The organism is Acinetobacter sp. IRS14 (assembly GCF_034650275.1).
Lineage (GTDB): Bacteria > Pseudomonadota > Gammaproteobacteria > Pseudomonadales > Moraxellaceae > Acinetobacter > Acinetobacter oleivorans.
Genome location: NZ_JAOVFN010000002.1, coordinates 252187 through 271300 on the forward strand (window position 1 = coordinate 252187; position 19114 = coordinate 271300).

The window sequence follows — 19114 nt, forward strand, 5'->3', positions numbered from 1 at the left end:
TAAATGATGCTAAAAGATCAGTTCAGATTATGAAGTGTCCAAGTTAACTCTTGTGGAATCATATGTTGTAAAACAGGTTGCAGTGCGTCAGCATTATTTCCGCTGACGTAACATTCAATACGTGCAACATTCTGACCTATTTCGTCACATAATAACGCATTTTTTATTAAAATACGGGCTGTTTGTCGGGCAACTGCGAATCCCGAATCAACCAGTGTGAATTGGTTATCAAAAAGATGATGAATTGCTTCATTTAAGAAAGGATAATGCGTACAACCGAGCACTAAATAGTCTGCACCTTGCTCAGCGGCAGGCTGTAAAACATCTTTTAATGCCGTTAAACACGCCTCTCCCATTTGCTGTCCCGCTTCTACACAAGGAACAAGTTCAAGGCTGGTTAAAGTCATGACTTTAACTCCTGCTGGAACAGCAAACTTCTCAACAACATCTTTAATGAGTTGCCCACGAAAAGTAGCAGGTGTGGCCAACACCGCAACCACTTTAGACCGTGTCTGTAATACGGCAGGTTTTAATGCGGGAACTAACCCTACGATTGGAAAGTGTTCACCATAATGTTCACGTAAATGGTCAAGGCTAAATGCTGAAGCAGTATTACATGCAACTACCGCAATTTTACAACCTTGGCGGTATAACCAATCAACGGCTCGGGCTGTGAGTTCTCTAATTTCTTCATCAGAACGTGGGCCATAAGGAACGTAGGCTGTGTCGGCATAATACACAATGCGTTCATTCGGCAAATATCTAGCTATTTCTGCTGCAACTGACATTCCTCCAATTCCCGAATCAAAAATACCAATTGGGGCATCTGCTGATGCTTTAGGCATAGGTTCTAGATCGGTAAATAGAGGTTGTATGGCGGTCATAGCTGTACTGAAGTGTTAGAAAATTTCACTTCCTAAAGCTTAAACCTCAAGTGCCTAATTGCAAGAGCAAATTACCACTTTTTAACTCTAAAACGGTTTCACCATTCTGTTTTTCGACGAGTGTTCCATAGTTCACTAAGTGATAAAAAGACTGACGTTGAATAAGCGCATTAATTCCAAAACGCACATGTACGTAAGGGCGTAACTCCCCTGCATATTCACGCATAAAAATTGGATGTTCAGCATCAACCAAAATCACATCTTGATTGGTCGTGGTCAGTTGTAAAAATTGATCACCTGAAATTTCAACTTGATCGACCTGATTGACTAATAAAGGTTCATCTTCAACCTCAATTTCAATTTGTTCTACGGGGGTTTTCAGGTAGAATTTCCCTTCTTCTTTCCATAGGACTTTGGTAAATAGATCTAATAGGGCTTGGCGCTTAATTAATTGACCTTCGTGCCACCATTCTCCATTGGCTTTAACCGTCAAATCCATTTTGCCGCAATGCTTTGGATGCCACTGCTCTAAAGGTGGAATTGACCTTTTGTGACTTTGCTGTACACCTTTTAAGTATTGTGCAATGTTCATTAAGTTTTTATCATCAGATAACGGTATTTTTCCCATATCCGATGGGGAATTATTTTGATTTACCATAGTTTATGCCTTGCTGACGAAAAAATATGACGACTCAGCCAATTGGCTAGATCATGGTTTAAAACTATACTAGCCAAAACGATAAAAGGCACAATAGCATATTTGCGCCTATGGATTAAAACACTCACGGCAGCACCGAATTTCTGAATATGACGGTTGCCACCTTTAAGTATTGAGGAGTCCTACATGGAACACATCGAACGTGAATCGATGGAGTTTGACGTTGTCATCGTAGGTGCAGGACCTGCCGGTCTGTCTGCTGCGATTAAGATCCGTCAATTAGCGATTGAAAAAAACTTACCCGATCTTTCTGTTTGTGTAGTTGAAAAAGGCTCTGAAGTAGGTGCGCATATCTTGTCTGGTGCTGTGCTTGAGCCACGTGCCATCAATGAACTTTTCCCGAACTGGAAAGATGAAGGCGCGCCTCTTAACGTACCTGTAACTGAAGACAAGACATTCTTCTTACTTTCAGAAACCACTTCTAAAGAAGCACCTCACTGGATGGTTCCTAAAACCATGCACAATGATGGTAACTATGTTATCTCTTTAGGTAATGTTGTTCGTTGGTTAGGTCAAAAAGCTGAAGAACTAGAAGTTTCTATCTTCCCTGGCTTTGCTGCATCTGAAGTGCTTTACCATGAAGACGGTACTGTAAAAGGTATTCAAACTGGTGACATGGGCATTGGTAAAGATGGCGAACCAACACATAACTTTACTCCAGGCTATGAACTTCACGCTAAATACACTCTCTTTGCTGAAGGTTGCCGTGGTCACTTAGGCAAACGCCTCATTGCTAAATACAACCTTGATAAAGATGCTGATCCTCAGCACTACGGTATCGGGATTAAAGAGCTTTGGGAAATTGACCCAGCAAAACATAAACCGGGCTTAGTGATGCACGGTGCTGGTTGGCCATTGGCTGAAACTGGTTCTTCTGGTGGTTGGTGGTTATACCACGCTGAAAACAACCAAGTGACTTTGGGTATGATCGTGGACTTGTCTTATGAAAATCCACACATGTATCCATTCATGGAAATGCAGCGCTGGAAAACTCACCCACTGATTAAACAGTATTTAGAAGGTGGTAAGCGTATTTCTTACGGCGCACGTGCTGTAGTGAAAGGCGGTTTCAACTCATTGCCTAAATTGACTTTCCCAGGCGGTTGCTTGATTGGTGATGACGCAGGTTTCTTAAACTTTGCAAAAATCAAAGGCTCACACACTGCCATGAAATCAGGCATGTTATGTGGTGAAGCTGTATTTGAAGCGATTGCTGCTGGTGTAGAAAAAGGCGGTGACCTTGCGATTGCACGTGTTACCGAAGGCGAAGATTTATTCACTAAAGAATTAACTTCATACACTGACAAATTCAACAACAGCTGGTTAAAAGAAGAGCTTTATAACTCTCGTAACTTTGGCCCAGCAATGCATAAATTTGGTCAATGGATTGGTGGTGCATTTAACTTTATCGACCAAAACGTCTTTAAAGTGCCATTCACTTTACATGACTTGAAGCAAGACTTTGCTGTATTGAAAACTGTCGATGCAACTAGCTTCAAGCCAAACTATCCAAAACCGGATGGCAAGCTTACATTTGACCGTTTATCTTCTGTGTTTATCTCAAACACTGTACATGAAGAAAATCAGCCAGCTCACTTGAAGCTTACTGATCCTTCAATTCCAGTAAATGTAAACTTACCGAAATGGGATGAGCCTGCACAGCGCTACTGCCCTGCTGGTGTTTATGAAATCATGGAAGATAATGATGGCTCTAAACGCTTCCAGATTAACGCAGCAAACTGTGTTCACTGTAAGACTTGTGACATTAAAGACCCATCTCAAAACATCACATGGGTAACGCCAGAAGGTGGCGGTGGTCCAAACTATCCAAACATGTAACAAAAAAAGCCCCGATTATTCGGGGCTTTTTTATTGGAATCTGCTTATTGAAAAGGCGGTATTTTTGCTACGTTTAAATTGAGGTTCTTTTTATAAAAAATAAATGAGCCTAATAAAAACAGGCCAAGAAAACCAAAGTTTCGAGCTAAATCGAAGTACCAAACTGACTTACCAAGCAATAAATCAATAACTAACATAAGCCCCATAAAACTTGTATGTAAAATCAGACTCATCTTTATTTTTGGTTCGGGAGCAAAATATGTATTTCTATAACCCAACAGAATTGAGCCAAAAATAACAACAGTAACTAAAATAATGACAGCAACAGTTTCAGATAACCAAGAAGTTTCTAGATTTAATAAAATGGCAATACAGAAAAACCAAAGAAAAATAAATAAGCTTCGTTTTACAAAATATTCATTCATTTTTATACGTCATTTATATACTTAATTTTATAAATTATATAACGATTCTTATTTGTAAAAAATTATCATTTCAAATTAAATTTGAATTATTAATGGCTTCTAATCGTCATTATTAGAAGCCTTATTATTCTATTACCCTTTCTTCACCAAATAATGAAATTCTTTATGACCATTTTCATCTAAGCGTTCTTCTTGCAAAAGCAACTCATGGCCTAAATGCATACAAAATTTAGGAATATCCCACGAGGTCGAATTATCTGTTGCGAAGACTTCAACTACATCCCCTGATTTAGATTTTCGGATGGCTTGATGCAACATCATGACAGGTTCCGGACAACGTAAACCACGCGTATTGAGTTGTACAGTAGGTGAAATGGGTTGCTCTGACATAACAAACTCGAACAAATAGAATTTTCACATTTTAGCATAAACAAATTACTGCGCTGTTAACTGTAACTGGCTTTTACATAACAATATACGTTTTGTCTTTTAGCTTGTTTTATAGATGCATAAGCATGTTTTCTTCGGTATGATTCAAAGTATTCATTTGATAGATTGAGTCTTTAGGAAAGATCATGCAAGAGGAACCAAGTCCGTCGTGGGGAATGCGCGGCTTACGAAAATGGTTAGGCACAGCACCAGAAACCCGTGATGAATTATTAAAATTAGTCCAAAATTCACGTCGCTTTTTAGAACCAGATACTGTTGCCATGCTTGAAGGTGTTCTTGACCTTCCAGCTACAAAAATTCGTGAAGTCATGACACCACGAACAGCAATGATCAGTTTGCAAGAAGATGATCAGTTACTTGATATTCTTGATGTATTGGTCGAGTCTGCTCACTCACGCTTTCCAGTCTTCTCTTCTGATCAGCCTGATAATGTTGTCGGGATTTTGCTCGCAAAAGATTTACTACCGTTTCTAACCGAACCGAATACCAAAGTCGATATTCGAGTTCTTATGCGTCAACCGTTATTTGTTCCAGAAAGTGCGCGTTCCGATCAGGTTCTACGCATGTTGAAACATACTCAGACTCACATTGCCATTGTGATTGATGAATATGGTTCAACAGCTGGTCTTGTTACGCTCGAAGATATTCTTGAAGAAATCGTTGGCGAAATTGAAGACGAACATGACACTGCTGATGAAGATGCTCAGTACATTGTTCCGGACAATGACCATACAGTAGCAAATGCATGGATGGTGCAAGCACTTACACCAATCGAACATTTCAATACTGTTTTAGATGCTGATTTTTCTGACGATGAAGTAGAAACTGTCGGCGGTTTATTGCTTCAAGAGATTGGTCTGGTAAGTGATTTACAAGGTCAAACTGTTGAGCTTGGAAATTGGTTATTTACAATCGTTGAAGCAGATGCCCGCACTATTCATCTGATTCGAGCTGTACGTCAATGAGAGCATACTTTGAAAAGCTGTTAGATTCTTCGCAACAACAAAAACAGCTTCCTTTAATTTTTCCTTTACTCATTGCTTTATTTTCAGGTGCCGTGTTCAGTTTTTCACTGGCACCTTATTATTGGTGGTGGTTGGCAATTTTATCTCCAGCCCTACTCTATGCATCACTACATAAACGCTCAGCTAAACAAGCATTTGCAATTGGCTGGAGCTATGGCTTCGGCTTATGGTTTGTAGGCGCTTTTTGGCTCTACACTTCCATCCATGTATATGGCGATACCAATGCTTTTCTAAGCGTAGGTATGATTGCTGTTATGGCCCTGCTTATGGGCTTATTCACCGCACTTCAGACTTGGGTTTACCGACGTTTCTTCCCTGAAACGCCACTGACTTTTGCACCGCTCTGGATTGTTTTCGAGTGGGCAAAAACTTGGGTATTTACAGGTTTCCCATGGCTGTTTGTCGGTTACGCTTTTACTGAACGTTTACTCGATGGTTACGCACCTCTATTCGGTATTTATGCAATTTCCTTCGTTGTTATTGTATTAGCGTGTGCTTTAGTTGAAGTTCTGCGCAAGCGTATTTTCTGGGTTATCCCGTCTGCCCTATTGGTTTTAGGCGCATGGGGAGCATCATATATACAGTTTGTAAAACCTAAAGCTGCTAAACCACTTAGCGTTTCGCTCATTCAAGGTAACATTCCACAAGATTTAAAATGGCTGACTGAATATCAAGTCAGAACATTAGAAATTTATGCAGGTTTGACTCAATCTGAATGGGGTCGTGACTTAATTGTATGGCCTGAATCATCAATTCCACTCTTCCAAACTGACATTGAACCGTTTTTGGATGCAATGGATGCACAAGCTAAAAAGAACCACACTGCATGGGTAACCGGAATTCCTTACTGGGATGTTACCAAATCTCATGAAGTTGGTAGCCCGCTGTATTACAACAGTATTATGGCTTCTGGCAGTGATTCAAGCGGTCTTTATAAAAAGCAGCGTCTTGTGCCGTTTGGTGAATATATTCCACTGTCAGGTTTACTCTCTTGGGTATTACCAGCCATGCAAAATGATATTAGCATGAGCGGTTTTTCACGTGGTGAGAGTAACCAGAAACCACTCTTAATTAAAGGACATGCGCTTGCTGCTGCAATTTGTTATGAAGTGGCTTATCCGAACCTTACCCGACGTAATGCAGAAGACAGCGACTTTTTAGTGACTGTATCTAATGACGCTTGGTTTACGGGTACTGCCGGGCCGTGGCAACATTTACAAATGGTGCAGATGCGAGCTAAAGAAAATGGCCGCTGGTTTATTCGTGCAACCAACACAGGCGTAACAGCGTTTATTGATCAAAATGGTCATATCACTGAACAAGCACCGCTCGATAAAGAGTTTGTCTTGAGAGGTGATTTACCTGCCATGCAAGGTCAAACTCTTTATAACCGTTTAGGTGATTATCCAGTATTAGGATTTGCAGTATTACTGCTGATTTTAGGTTGGATCTATCGTCCACGTAAAGTTGACGTTTCTTTTAAATCACGTCGCTAAATTATAATAGCTTTGTACCCAGAGGAACTTCAAACTCTGGGATACAAAGTGCTACTTCACCCTCTGCATTATGAAATCCTGTCACCAAGCATTCTGACTGAATAGGCCCTATTTGTTTTTTAGGGAAATTCACCACAGCAACAACTAATTTACCAATTAAATCTTGTGGTTGATAAAGTTTAGTAATCTGAGCACTCGATTTACGTATACCCAATTCTTCACCAAAATCTACATGCAAAATATAGGCAGGTTTACGCGCCTTTTCGAAAACTTCAGCTTGAATAATTTTACCAACGCGAAGCTCTACTTTTAAAAAATCATTCCACTCGATTTGTTCCATTTACTTTTTCTCATGTTCTTAAATATCTGATTTGAAGCATATAATATGTACAAATAAAGAAACACCCTCTTTTTATTTCCAGTTTTCAAAATTCATGCTAAATTAAATCTGCTCATTAAAAAGCCGTAAACGTTTACGTCAATCAACGTGCCAACATACCTCCAACAATGCTTGGAGCTATTTGTTCAAAATATTTTTATATTTTTGAATGGCACTGGCGTTTGTTGGTTTACGGAGTCAAAAATGCAAAACTCAAAATCTTTGTCTAGTTTTAGAAAACTTCCAAATCGCTATACATCTATCGTTTTACCTTTTCTTCTATCCATCATTATGACTTTTGTAGTGTCCATGGTCAGTACTTTACGAAGTTTAGGACTAGAAGAATTTTCCCTTTATGTCTGGATGTCTGCATGGGTCATTTCTTGGCTAATTGCTTTTCCAACGTTACTTTTAGTCTTACCTGTTGTTCGTAAAATCACGGCAACATTGGTACAACCTGCTTAACTAAAAAATAAAACGTAGATATTCAATCTACGTTTTATCTAAAAATCTGGTTTTAAAATATCATTAAAAAGCGATAGATAGTTCCAAAGATAAATAAGCAACTAAGCTTGATAAAAAGATCATGGGTACATAACGATAAGCTTTAAACAGTAATTGCTCATATTTAGTAGATATTTGTTTAGCTTGCCAGACACTCGCTTTTAATGCGGTAAAGAAGCTCACCATCAACCATGCACTCACAATACTTAATGCAAAGAAGCCAATCATAATTTGGCTGCTTCCTTCTGTACTCAGCCATAGCTTTAATGAAACTTCAGCAAGCGGCAATAAACCCAAAATCAATAGGACAGACTTGAGCATTACCCAATGAAACTGAGTCAGTTCATCTAATATGAGAAATGCTTTCATTTAATCTCTCCTTTTTAATTGAATAAAGTGCTTTTTATTTATTATGCAAAGCTTTCATTTAAATATATAGCTTATTTTTCTCTACATTTTAACTTTCTTGTAACTATTAAATATGGGAATAATTCTTATTATAAATCTCAAATATCATTATTAATTTTAATTTATATTTTTCAGTTGTTTATTATATTTTTCTGATTGAGAGAGATTATCAATTCGAATTTATCGGTTTATCTTTTTAACTGAATTGATAATCTCTATTGTATTTTTAATTAAGGCTGATAATAAATATCCGCATCATTACCCTCACCACCATCTTTGCCATCTGCTCCAAATGAATACAAATCAAAAGCGCGACCATCTGCCCCAGGAATGACATATTGAATATCGTTTTTCCAACTGTCTTTAGGATAACCACCTTTTACATAGCCACCCGGCATCCAGTTTTTCGCTGTTGCTGGTTGATTAACTAAAGCATCTAGCCCACCTTCTTGCATGGTTGGGAAATGTCCGTTATCAAGCTTGTACTGATCTAAAGCACCAGCCACACCTTTTAATGTAATTTGGGTGGTATCAATTTTAGCTTTTTCACTACGCCCCATGACATTTGGTACGATTAACGCTGCTAAGACACCTAAAATTACAATCACGACCATGACTTCAATGAGGGTAAAGCCTGAGGCACGTTTCATTCGAGCACCGCTCGAACGTGCCTCAAGTCCGAAAGCTACGCTTGAGGTTTTTTGAGCATCCTTAACGTGCTCTTTTTGTTTCATGACCATCTTCATCATTATCTCTAATATCAAAGTTATTAAATCATATTGTTCATATTTACGATTGGCAGCATAACCGCGATTACAATAACCAGTACAATGCTTGCCATTAGAACCAGCATAAGTGGTTCAAGTAATGCCAGTAAGGTTGAAATAAATGTTGTAACCTCACGGTCTTGCATGGTCGATGCACGTTCTAACATGCGGTCCAGTTCGCCTGATGCCTCACCACTTCGAATCATTTGTACCATCATTGGTGGGAAATAACCACTGCGCTCAAGCTGTGTACCCAAGTTACCACCTTCGGTAACACGCTCAGCTGCATGGGCAATTGAATCACGTATGACCCAATTACTAGTCACTGCTGCACCAATCTTTAAGGCATCGACCAAAGGTACGCCTGAACGAGTCAAAATAGATAAAGTACTGGCAAATCGTGCAGAATTAATACCACGTGACAGTTTACCGAATAATGGCAATTTGAGTGTTAATCGATCAAAAGCATAGTGCCCAGCAGTCGTTTTTAAAAATCGTACGAATACGACAATTCCCACAACTGCAAAAATAATAATAAACACCCAAGCATGACGGATAAAATCACTGGCTTTCATTAAAGCAACTGTAATCCACGGCAAGGCATCTTTACTCTGGTCAAACGTTTTTACAATCTCTGGCACAACATAAGTCATTAAGCCCATCACAATACCAAAAGACATCAGCATTAAAATGATTGGGTAAATCATGGCGCCCTGAACTTTCTTTTGCATGGCAAAACGGTTTTCGGTGTAATCCGAGAGCTGATCTAAAATCAGATCTAAATGCCCAGAACGCTCACCTGCTGCGACCGTTGCAATATAGAGGTCTGGAAACCGTCCAGATTGTTGCATCCCTTGTGCGAGTGAATGCCCTTCTAAAACGCGAGAACGGACAGATAATAAAAGGTTTTGCACATGCGGTTTTTCACTTTGCCTGCTCACCGCACGTAAAGCTTCTTCTAGAGGAATCGCGGCCGCAACCAAAACAGAAAGTTGTCTGGTCATGAGTGCCAAATCATAAGCACTGAACTTTTTTTGGAATAACCCCTGACTCTGATGTTTATCTTTTTGTTCAACAGGGTCAACACTAATTGGTGTCCATGCTTTATCGCGTAATTGTTGGCGAATCTGGCGTGCTGAATCTCCTTCAAGCACTCCTTTTTGCTGCTTCCCTGAAGCATCAATGGCAGTAAATTGATATGCAGGCATGGTAATGTTCTAATTTTCCAAAAATAATAGTCGCTGCTGTTGCATCTATGCTACGCAATCATTCATATTCGTTCTATAGCCTGTGTAGAATACCCAAGTCCTCTTCACGACGCTATGCCGTTTTTTAAAATTGACGAAATGAGCCTCTATGACCATAACGCCAAAGCCAGATTCAGTTGTTTATCGTGTGCGTGTAGCCGTACCTGTGCATCTGTACGACACTTTTGACTATACACTCACCCAAGCACAATATGAACGGGCTCACGTAGGCTCACGCGTCGCTATTTCATTTGGACGCCAAAACCTGATTGGTATCATTACAGAAAAAGTAAATCCACATGAGCCATTTACAGGCAAATTTCAGCTTAAAGCCATTTCTGAACTTTTAGATGAAGAACCAATTTTAGATGAACAAGTTTTAAGTTTATTGACATGGTCCGCGCAATATTACCAATTTCCAATTGGTGAGGTTATGCAAACCGCCCTACCCGCGTTATTGCGTCAGGGTAAACCGATGGATGTTTTGTTCCATCTTTGGAAAATCACTCCCTGTGACAATGTTGAAGCACTTCTTAAACGTTCTGTTAAGCAACAAGATGCGTATCAAATTTTAAAATTACACCCTGCAGGAACTACAGAAAATATTCTCAATTTAAGTGGTGTAGAAACTGCAACGCTTAAAGCGCTTCAAAAGAAAGGATTGGTTGATTGCACATTCGAACCACACGACTTTAGCCCAACACCTGTTCAATTGGCACAAATGCCGCTCACGCTCAATGAAGACCAAAAGAAAGCAACCCAGCACGTCGTAAACGCGCAACATCAATACCAAGCCTTTTTACTAGATGGCTTAACTGGAAGTGGTAAAACTGAAGTTTATCTGCACATCATGCACGAGGTGCTAAAGCAAGGTAAACAAGTACTGGTGTTAGTACCTGAAATTGGCTTAACCCCTCAAACTATTTCCCGTTTTAAGTCTCGTTTTAACTGTGATATTGCTTTATTGCACTCTGGCTTAAATGACTCTAAACGCCTACAAGCATGGCAACAGGCACAGACCGGAAAAGCGTCTATTATTTTAGGAACGCGCTCTGCCATCTATACGCCACTGCCACGTTTAGGCCTCATCATTTTAGATGAAGAACACGACCTGTCTTATAAGCAACAAGAAGGCTTCCGTTATCATGCGCGGGATGTCGCACTGTACCGCGGTCACTTGCAAAGCTGCCCTGTTATTTTAGGCTCGGCAACACCAAGTATTGATAGTTATTATTTAGTCGAAACTGGCAAATTAACTGCACTGCAACTCAACAAACGTGCTGGACATGCACTTTTGCCTAAAATGCATTTGATAGACCTTAAAATTGTCAAAAAGCAGCATGGAATTAGCCAACCCCTTATTGAACAAATCAAACATACATTAGCTAGAAAAGAACAGGTTTTAATCTTTTTAAACCGTCGTGGCTATGCACCTGTACTGGTTTGTGAAAGCTGTGGATGGCAAGCAAATTGTCCGCATTGCGACGCGCATTTTACCTTACACACTCAGCCTTATTCTTATTTACACTGCCATCACTGCGGAACCATTCATCGCTTACCCGATCATTGCCCTGAATGTCAGCAAAAAAGCTTAAAAACTTTAGGTGCAGGAACCGCTAAGGTTGAAGAGCACTTACAAGAACTATTTCCAGATCATGATGTCATTCGGGTCGATCGTGACAGTACCAGTCGTGTCGGAAGCTGGCAAAAAATCTATGATCGTATTCATCAAAACAAACCAACAATTTTACTCGGCACTCAAATGTTGGCAAAAGGCCATCATTTTCCACATGTCACATTAGTTGCCATTTTAGATATTGATGCAGGTTTACTCAGTGTAGACATCCGTGCGCCAGAACGTACGGCGCAGCTGATTGTACAAGTCGCTGGTCGTGCAGGTCGTGGTGAACACAAAGGCCATGTTTATTTACAAACATTAAGACCTGACCATCCATTACTCACCACGCTCATTGAAAAAGATTATCGCGCAGTTGCCAAACAAACGCTGGCTGAACGTAAAGTAGCTTTGCTGCCACCTTATCGCTATGCAGTACTAATACGTGCAGAATCTAAAGATCGTGACTATACCTTACAATTTTTAAATGAAGCAGCCGAGCAACTTCGTCAAATCGCTGGTGAGATTGTTGATATTTGGGGACCTATTCCAGCGCCGATGGAACGTAAAGCGGGACGCTACCGTGCCCACATGGTGATTTTATCTGCTGACCGTGCTCGCCTACATTTTTACTTAAGACAATGGTGGTCTCAATTGGTTCATGCACCAAGACAGCATCAACTCAGGCTATCAATTGATGTCGATCCGCAAGAATTTAATTAGATGATTTGAATATCATGGTGTGAAGAAGCCTTTTTGGCTTTACACTTAAAAGAGACTAATACATTCGAGGCAATGAATGTCATTCCTACTGCAAGCAACAATCTTTCTTGGAGCTTCTCTGATTTTAGTCCCTCTTGGCAAACGCCTAGGGATAGCAACAGTTTTAGGTTATTTATTTACAGGAATACTTCTAGGTCCTAGTGTTTTAAATATTGCACATGACCCTGAAGCAATTATGGAACTTGCCGAATTCGGTGTCATTTTATTGATGTTCCTGATTGGTTTAGAACTAAGACCACAGCGGTTGTGGGAAATGCGTGACTCTATTTTTGTAATGGGAAGTCTGCAAGTCCTCATTAGCGGTGGCGTACTTATGCTGATCATACTATTACTCTTTAAGCAGCAGCTTTCTATCAGCTTTGTCATTGGTTTTGCCCTTGCACTGTCTTCCACCGCTTTTGTATTACAGCTTCTGACTGAAAAGCAGCAACTCAACACGACTTATGGTCAGCAGTCTTTTTCAATTTTGCTCTTTCAAGATATAGCGGCGATTCCCTTACTTGCCATCATTCCATTATTGGCAGGAACAGAATCAACCCATCACGGGATCGCTTATTTTGCGGCTATTATTGCAACCTTTACAGGCTTGTTTTTGTTTAGTCGCTATGTGATGCGTCCATTCTTCCGTTTTGTTGCCAAAAGTGGAGCGACTGAACTTATTACAGCAGTAGGATTATTTATTATTCTTGCTGTTGTCTTGCTTATGGATACCTTAGGAATTAGCACGACGTTAGGCGCATTCCTCACAGGTGTATTATTAGCAGATTCAGAATTTCGTCACGAAGTTGAAGCGAGTATTGCACCGTTCAAAGGTTTACTACTTGGCTTATTCTTTATGACCGTGGGTATGACCACCCAACTGTCACTACTCATTGAAATGCCTTTACTTATTATTGGTGGAGCAGTCGGCTTATTGCTCATCAAAACATTGATATTGACTGCCATTGCCCGCTATAAAAAATACAGTTGGAACAATAGCTTACTTTTGGGTACTTGCTTGGCACAAGGCGGAGAATTTGCTTTTGTAATTTTGAGTCTTGCAAAAAGTGAGAAGATTTTAACTCAAGCTCTATTAGAACCAGTGACCCTTATTGTGACGTTGTCGATGGTACTTACCCCGGTGATTTACTGGATTATGGCAACCAAGGTCATTCCTCTGTTTAATAAAGAACGTCCACCTGAGTACGATGAAATTCCTCAGCAGGATAATCCGATTATCATTGCTGGTTTTGGTCGATTTGGACAAATTATCGCGCGTATTGCCCGTCTGCAACATCTGGGTTTTACTGCAATCGACAACAATCTTCATCAAGTGGACTTTGTTCGTCGATACGGCGGTAAGCTTTATTATGGCGATGTGACCCAGCCAGATTTATTGCGTTCCGCGGGTATTGAAAAAGCCAAAGTATTTATTTTAGCGATTGATGATGTTGAAGATTCAATGAATGTCGCACGTCATCTCAGATTAAATTACCCAAACTTAAAGCTGTTGGCTCGTGCTCGTGACCGCCATCACGTACATCTTTTAAGAGATTTAGGCGTTGAATACATTTGGCGTGAGACGTATTTATCTTCATTAGGAATGGCTTATCGCGCCTTGAGAGAACTCGGTATCTCAGATGAACAAGCCTATAACAATATCGAAATCTTTCGGGATTATGATGAGAAATTGCTCATACAGCAGCAAAGTATTTATACTGATGAACAGAAGATCTTTGAAACGCATCGTAATGCCTTAGCCGAACTTGAACATTTGTTTGAAAGTGATGCACAGCAACAGGCTACGTCAAAACATGATGTGAATTTAAAGCGTCATTTACAGCCAAATCGCATCGACATTACAAGAGATCATCTAGAATAACTTGAGATTTCAAAAAATGGCTATATTAAGGACTTATTCACATTGCCTAAATAATTGGACAATGGGCACAAAGCTGCCCCTGTCCGGCTTGCGGCTTCGCTGCATTTCCTAAGCTTGATTAAAACGAAATAGTTATACTCTGCTTAGGGCCCTGGAGAATATTATGTCTGATTTACGCCAACGCTTTTATATTGAGAACTTTCCGGTTCGTGGGGAAGTAGTTCATCTAGAAGAGGCACTACAAACTATCTTAGCTCAACGTGACTATATGCCTGCGGTTAAAATTTTGTTAGGTGAAATGTTGAGTGCGACTGCATTACTTGCAAGTACACTAAAAATCAAAGGCCGTATCAGCTTGCAAATCCAGGCTAGCGGCACCTTTAAGTGGGCAATGGCTGAATGTAATCACTTAGGTGAAGTACGTGCTCTAGCTGATTACGAAACGGACCCACGCTTCATCGAAGCAACAGACAGTAGTACAGTTCTTGGCGCTTTAGTTAATCCAGTTTTATTTATTAATATTGAACCTGAATTTGGCGAGCGTTATCAAGGGATTGTCCCTCTTGATCAAAAAACTTTAGCTGGTTGTTTAATGCAGTATTACGATTTGTCTGCACAAATTCCAACTCGCATTGTGTTAGCAAGTACAACCAAACGCTCTGGTGGTCTACTAATTCAGCTTTTACCACGTCATGATGAAGAAGAGCAAAACTTAGTCGATGAAGATTTATGGCCACGTTTGACAATGTTGACCGAAACATTAAAAGCCGAAGAGCTGACCAATTTAGATGCAAACGAAATTTTATATCGTTTATATAACGAAGAAGAAGTTCGTTTACCAGAAATTGAAGCACTAAAATTTGGTTGTACATGTTCAAAAGAACGCTGTGCAAATGCGCTGATTCAAATTGGTGTAGACGCTGTTCATGAAACCTTAGAAGAACAGAACCCTATTCGTATGGATTGTCAGTTCTGTAATACTCAATACACATTTACTGCTGAAGAAGCTTTAGCATTATTTGGTGAACATTTGAGTTAATCATTAAAATTTATAAAAAGGCGGATATACCGCCTTTTTATTTGTCTGTACTTTTGATGATAGTTTTCAATATTTTATTTTAAATAGGATAATATAAGGCTACTTTATAGCCTATAAATAGATGCTTAAAACGCCATGAATTATTTTGATTATTTTCTCTTTATTTTTAGCGTAATTATTATGATTGCGACCCCAGGCCCCGTAATGATTTTAGTTGCAAGCGCTGGACTTAAAGGAGGCTATAAAAAAGCGCTTGAAACCATTTTTGGTACAAATCTAGCATCTCTTGTCTTAATTTTTATTTCAGTACTCGTTTTAAAGGGAGTACTGAGTGTTAACGATAGTTATCTCAATATCATTCGTATTCTAGGCTGCCTATATATTGGTTATTTGGGTTTTAGTATTCTTAAAGAAGTGATTCAAGCACCTCATCCAGAAGCAATACAAACAGTTTCAGCACAAAATGGTGGTTTTAAAAAAGGCTTTCTCGTGGGTATTTCAAACCCTAAAGATATTATTTTTTTCTCGGCTTTCTTTCCGCAATTCGTCTCTATTACCCCTCACTTAAATTTAAGTCTAACCATACTCACCCTGACATGGATTGTTTTAGACTTCCTCACCTTATCTTTGGTTTATATATTCTTCCGTCGCCTCTCTAACAGTCATTTATATCCAAAAATATTAGGGCTATGCGGTTTATTACTTTTACTTATTGCCCTGTATGGCTTATATCAAAGTTTCATCTAAATCATGAAAGGTATGGGCCTCATTTGCCTATACCTTTTTCTATCAATTTCATTTTGGAATAGAACAACTCTTATACAATCTAGCTTATTGAAAACTCTAAAAATCGTTTCATAATGAAATAAACAACTCCATCGTGATAAAACATTATGGCAAAAAATTATTATGAAGAATTAGGGGTTACACGCAAAGCCTCTGCTGATGAAATTAAAAAAGCTTATCGGAAACTAGCCCGTAAATATCATCCTGACATCAGCAAAGAAAAAGATGCGGAAGAAAAGATGCAGGCCATTAATGTTGCCTATGACACGTTAAGCAATGCAGAAAAAAAAGCTGAATATGACCAGATGTTAGATCACCCTCAAGGTTTTAATAACTTTGGTCAGGGTGCTGCACAAGGTGGTTTTGATGGAGCACAGTTTTATCGCCAAGGCTTTACAGGTGGTGAACAAGCAGACTTTAGCGGTTTTGAAGATTTATTTGGACGCTTTGGTGCAGGATTTGGTGGTGGTCAGCAACAGTACCAGAGACAACAGCGTAGTTATCGCGGTGAAGACCAACATGCCAGCATAGAGGTTGATCTTGATATTGCCTATCATGGATCAACGCAACAGATTACCCTGCAAATCCCGACCATGAATGCTTATGGCGAGCCTGAAGTTCAACGCAAAACCTTACAGGTGAAAATACCAAAAGGTATGAAAGAAGGTCAGCAAATCCGCTTAAGTGGACAAGGACAAAGTGGTATCAATGGCGGTGCCAACGGCGATCTTTATATTGAAATTCAGTATAAAGATACAGACCGCGTTCATGTTGAAGGTAGTGATGTATATTTGACTGTAGATGTGGCGCCGTGGGAAGCTGCATTAGGTCAGGGTATTGAAGTAAAAACACCAGCTGGACCTTTAAACGTCAATTTACCTCACAACGCAAAACAAGGACAACAGCTACGTTTAAAAGACAAAGGGATACCAAATAAAACGCCAGGCCATCTCTATTTAATTTTAAATATTGTATTCCCACCAGCGCATTCTGAAAAAGAAAAACAAGCTTATCAGCAACTGGCTGAAGCCTTCGCTTCATTCGAACCTCGTTCATCTCATTAGGGAGCAAGATCATGACAACCATTCATTATCGCGAAATTGTATATGACGGCCATACCTTTAGTGCGGAGGTCGTTGATGAACAATCTACATTTGATCTACAACAATTTGCTCAAGCTTGTGGTCAAAGCCCTGACTGGATTATTCAGTTAATTGAATATGACATTTTATCTGTCGACAATACGCCCGAAGCACACCAATTTATCGGTGAAGATGTAGCACGTGCACGTAAAGCTTATCGTCTGCAACGTGACTTTGACGCAAGTTTGGCAGCAGTTGCGGTGATGTTAGATTTGATTGATGAAGTACAACAACTTAGAAAACAGTTGAAGCATTTTCATTAAGTTTTTTTTCTCAATAACTTTTTCAAAAGGCATGAGCTAACGTGATGGGCGGCATGGATGCTGCCTTTTGGACTGCGGTAACATGGATGTACCGTCAGTCCAATAAAGGGGTTTTGTTACTTTTGCCCAGTCAAAAGTAAGGATATGCCTATACAAAAAAACATCTAATTCATCCTTAAATTTGAGGCAGTACTAACAACTCAAATTTACTGATTTTTGAAAATTCCTATTACTTCAACCGAGTAATCTTCTCCAATTCCTTCACAGTTTGTTTAATCGGCTCATATTCCAAAAACCAAAACAAATTCATCCGATCTTGCCGATGCTGTTGAGCCAGTAAATCAATCACACTTTTTTCACCACGCCCAACCAAGTGCTGCCGATAAAAATAGTACAACAGAAAAATTGTACTAATCAGCATGGCACCCAACATAATCCAGAAACCAACAGGTGATTTAAGACCAGGAATAAACTCAAAGTTCATTCCATAAATGCCCGTTAAAAGGGTAAGCGGCGCAAATACTGCCGTGATAATCGCAAGAATCCGCATGTTTTCATTAGTTTGGTTTGCAATAGCAGAAAAATGTAAATCAATGGCCGACTGAATTGCGCTACGTAACCGTAAAGTATGTTTCTGAATACGTTCCACATGACTCATTAAATCGTTTAAACGAACCAGTAAAATATCTTGAGAATTATGGATGTGGCTGCCAACAACATGATGGTAGTTTTCTACAATTTCATCCCGAAACTCTTGAAGGGTTTCGATTTGTTCTTCACATAAATTTTCGACCTGTTGAAAGGCCATATTCTCATGGAACAACTGGTGCCATTGTTTAAAACGACGATTACCCTGCAATAGTTGTTGTTGCCAATGCTCTACTCTTCTCGTCAATGGTGAGCGGATATCAAGATAACCATCAACCATACTATTTAACAAGCGTAATGATAAATCGACGGGTGAATTCGGTAATTTACGGGTTTTGTTTTGTTCTTCTAAAGTTTTACATAAAATATTTTCGAGACGTTGAATATAGTTTTCAATCGACTTATTCCCCTGCTCGCGCACACTAATCAGCACATCAGGTGTCAAAATAAAACTAATCGGCGTCGTTGCTAAACCAAAAACACTATCTTGTGATTCTGCATGCTTAATTTCATCGTCAGGCGTAACCAATTTCTTAAAAATTAATAGGTCATATTCTTCAAGTGTGTCAAATGCACAGGGATGTTCAATGTTGGCAATATCCCGCATATGAAACTCATTAATAACCACACCTGAAAGCTTATGAATCTCTTGTTGCCATTTTTCGTTATGGTTAACCACATCCGTTCTGACACTATCAATCCAGAAAAACTCCAGAACATGTTCACTATGCTGTTCGCGGCTTAAAAAGACATAGCCGTCGCTTTGATGGCGATAAAAATAATAAACCTGCATACCACAACGATCTGTTTTTGTATTACTTGCATCATGCCATAA

At 39.5% G+C, this 19114-nt stretch carries 19 protein-coding genes; 10 read left to right on the top strand and 9 right to left on the bottom strand.

What is annotated here, in order from left to right; translation table 11 throughout:
• Window positions 1-17: 17 nt before the first annotated feature.
• Window positions 18-884: a glutamate racemase gene (gene murI / locus ODQ17_RS03435; RefSeq protein ID WP_322901732.1), complete on the bottom strand. Its 867-nt coding sequence runs from the start codon at window positions 882-884 to the stop codon at window positions 18-20.
• A gap of 46 nt (window positions 885-930) precedes the next feature.
• Entirely contained in the window at window positions 931-1542 is a 612-nt protein-coding gene (locus ODQ17_RS03440) for a DUF1285 domain-containing protein (protein ID WP_322901734.1), read from the bottom strand.
• Between the two features lie 186 nt (window positions 1543-1728).
• Here ODQ17_RS03440 and ODQ17_RS03445 point away from each other — a divergent pair, with 186 nt between their 5' ends.
• Window positions 1729-3441, top strand: a complete 1713-nt coding sequence (locus ODQ17_RS03445) for an electron transfer flavoprotein-ubiquinone oxidoreductase (protein ID WP_322901735.1) — start codon at window positions 1729-1731, stop codon at window positions 3439-3441.
• Between the two features lie 44 nt (window positions 3442-3485).
• On the opposite strand, the gene ODQ17_RS03450 is transcribed toward ODQ17_RS03445, so the two are convergent.
• Both ODQ17_RS03450 and tusA read right to left on the bottom strand, forming a co-directional pair.
• Window positions 3486-3866: a hypothetical protein gene (locus ODQ17_RS03450; protein WP_322901737.1), complete on the bottom strand. Its 381-nt coding sequence runs from the start codon at window positions 3864-3866 to the stop codon at window positions 3486-3488.
• A 132-nt stretch (window positions 3867-3998) separates the two neighbouring features.
• On the bottom strand, window positions 3999-4256 hold the full coding sequence (gene tusA / locus ODQ17_RS03455) for a sulfurtransferase TusA (RefSeq protein ID WP_002053527.1): 258 nt from the start codon (window positions 4254-4256) through the stop codon (window positions 3999-4001).
• A 185-nt stretch (window positions 4257-4441) separates the two neighbouring features.
• On the opposite strand from tusA, the gene ODQ17_RS03460 reads away from it, so the two are divergent.
• Window positions 4442-5281 (top strand): HlyC/CorC family transporter, encoded by an 840-nt coding sequence (locus ODQ17_RS03460; RefSeq protein WP_004794939.1) that lies wholly within the window; start codon window positions 4442-4444, stop codon window positions 5279-5281.
• Window positions 5278-6837: an apolipoprotein N-acyltransferase gene (gene lnt, locus ODQ17_RS03465; RefSeq protein WP_004794940.1), complete on the top strand. Its 1560-nt coding sequence runs from the start codon at window positions 5278-5280 to the stop codon at window positions 6835-6837. Before ODQ17_RS03460 ends, lnt begins: the two co-directional genes overlap by 4 nt.
• 1 nt (window position 6838) lies before the next feature.
• Here lnt and ODQ17_RS03470 read toward each other — a convergent pair whose 3' ends face one another.
• The gene (locus ODQ17_RS03470) at window positions 6839-7177 is read right to left on the bottom strand and encodes a tRNA-binding protein (protein ID WP_192835780.1); all 339 of its coding nucleotides are present in this window, start codon (window positions 7175-7177) and stop codon (window positions 6839-6841) included.
• Window positions 7178-7420: 243 nt separating this feature from the next.
• Here ODQ17_RS03470 and ODQ17_RS03475 point away from each other — a divergent pair, with 243 nt between their 5' ends.
• Window positions 7421-7681: a DUF2798 domain-containing protein gene (locus tag ODQ17_RS03475; protein ID WP_322901741.1), complete on the top strand. Its 261-nt coding sequence runs from the start codon at window positions 7421-7423 to the stop codon at window positions 7679-7681.
• 63 nt (window positions 7682-7744) lie between these two features.
• On the opposite strand, the gene ODQ17_RS03480 is transcribed toward ODQ17_RS03475, so the two are convergent.
• The 3 genes from ODQ17_RS03480 to gspF form a co-directional block, all read right to left on the bottom strand.
• Complete coding sequence (locus ODQ17_RS03480; RefSeq protein ID WP_322901743.1) at window positions 7745-8089, bottom strand: hypothetical protein; 345 nt, start codon at window positions 8087-8089, stop codon at window positions 7745-7747.
• 269 nt (window positions 8090-8358) lie between these two features.
• The gene (gene gspG / locus ODQ17_RS03485) at window positions 8359-8874 is read right to left on the bottom strand and encodes a type II secretion system major pseudopilin GspG (RefSeq protein ID WP_322901748.1); all 516 of its coding nucleotides are present in this window, start codon (window positions 8872-8874) and stop codon (window positions 8359-8361) included.
• A gap of 23 nt (window positions 8875-8897) precedes the next feature.
• Window positions 8898-10103, bottom strand: a complete 1206-nt coding sequence (gene gspF, locus ODQ17_RS03490) for a type II secretion system inner membrane protein GspF (RefSeq protein WP_322901750.1) — start codon at window positions 10101-10103, stop codon at window positions 8898-8900.
• 148 nt (window positions 10104-10251) lie between these two features.
• Between gspF and ODQ17_RS03495 the strand changes: the two genes are divergently transcribed.
• The 6 genes from ODQ17_RS03495 (at window position 10252) to ODQ17_RS03520 (ending at window position 17631) form a co-directional block, all read left to right on the top strand.
• Complete coding sequence (locus ODQ17_RS03495) at window positions 10252-12480, top strand: primosomal protein N' (protein WP_322901753.1); 2229 nt, start codon at window positions 10252-10254, stop codon at window positions 12478-12480.
• Window positions 12481-12556: 76 nt separating this feature from the next.
• Window positions 12557-14401 carry a monovalent cation:proton antiporter-2 (CPA2) family protein gene (locus tag ODQ17_RS03500; RefSeq protein ID WP_322901755.1) on the top strand — a complete coding sequence of 615 codons (1845 nt, stop codon included), beginning with the start codon at window positions 12557-12559 and terminating at the stop codon, window positions 14399-14401.
• Between the two features lie 163 nt (window positions 14402-14564).
• The gene (hslO, locus tag ODQ17_RS03505) at window positions 14565-15440 is read left to right on the top strand and encodes an Hsp33 family molecular chaperone HslO (protein WP_005301920.1); all 876 of its coding nucleotides are present in this window, start codon (window positions 14565-14567) and stop codon (window positions 15438-15440) included.
• A gap of 135 nt (window positions 15441-15575) precedes the next feature.
• Window positions 15576-16187, top strand: coding sequence for a LysE family translocator (locus ODQ17_RS03510; RefSeq protein WP_198307988.1), 612 nt, complete (start codon window positions 15576-15578; stop codon window positions 16185-16187).
• A 146-nt stretch (window positions 16188-16333) separates the two neighbouring features.
• Window positions 16334-17290, top strand: coding sequence for a DnaJ C-terminal domain-containing protein (locus ODQ17_RS03515; protein ID WP_013199061.1), 957 nt, complete (start codon window positions 16334-16336; stop codon window positions 17288-17290).
• A gap of 11 nt (window positions 17291-17301) precedes the next feature.
• Entirely contained in the window at window positions 17302-17631 is a 330-nt protein-coding gene (locus ODQ17_RS03520) for a chaperone modulator CbpM (RefSeq protein ID WP_005301912.1), read from the top strand.
• Between the two features lie 229 nt (window positions 17632-17860).
• Here ODQ17_RS03520 and ODQ17_RS03525 read toward each other — a convergent pair whose 3' ends face one another.
• Entirely contained in the window at window positions 17861-19072 is a 1212-nt protein-coding gene (locus ODQ17_RS03525; protein WP_322901759.1) for a magnesium transporter CorA family protein, read from the bottom strand.
• Window positions 19073-19114 lie beyond the last annotated feature (42 nt).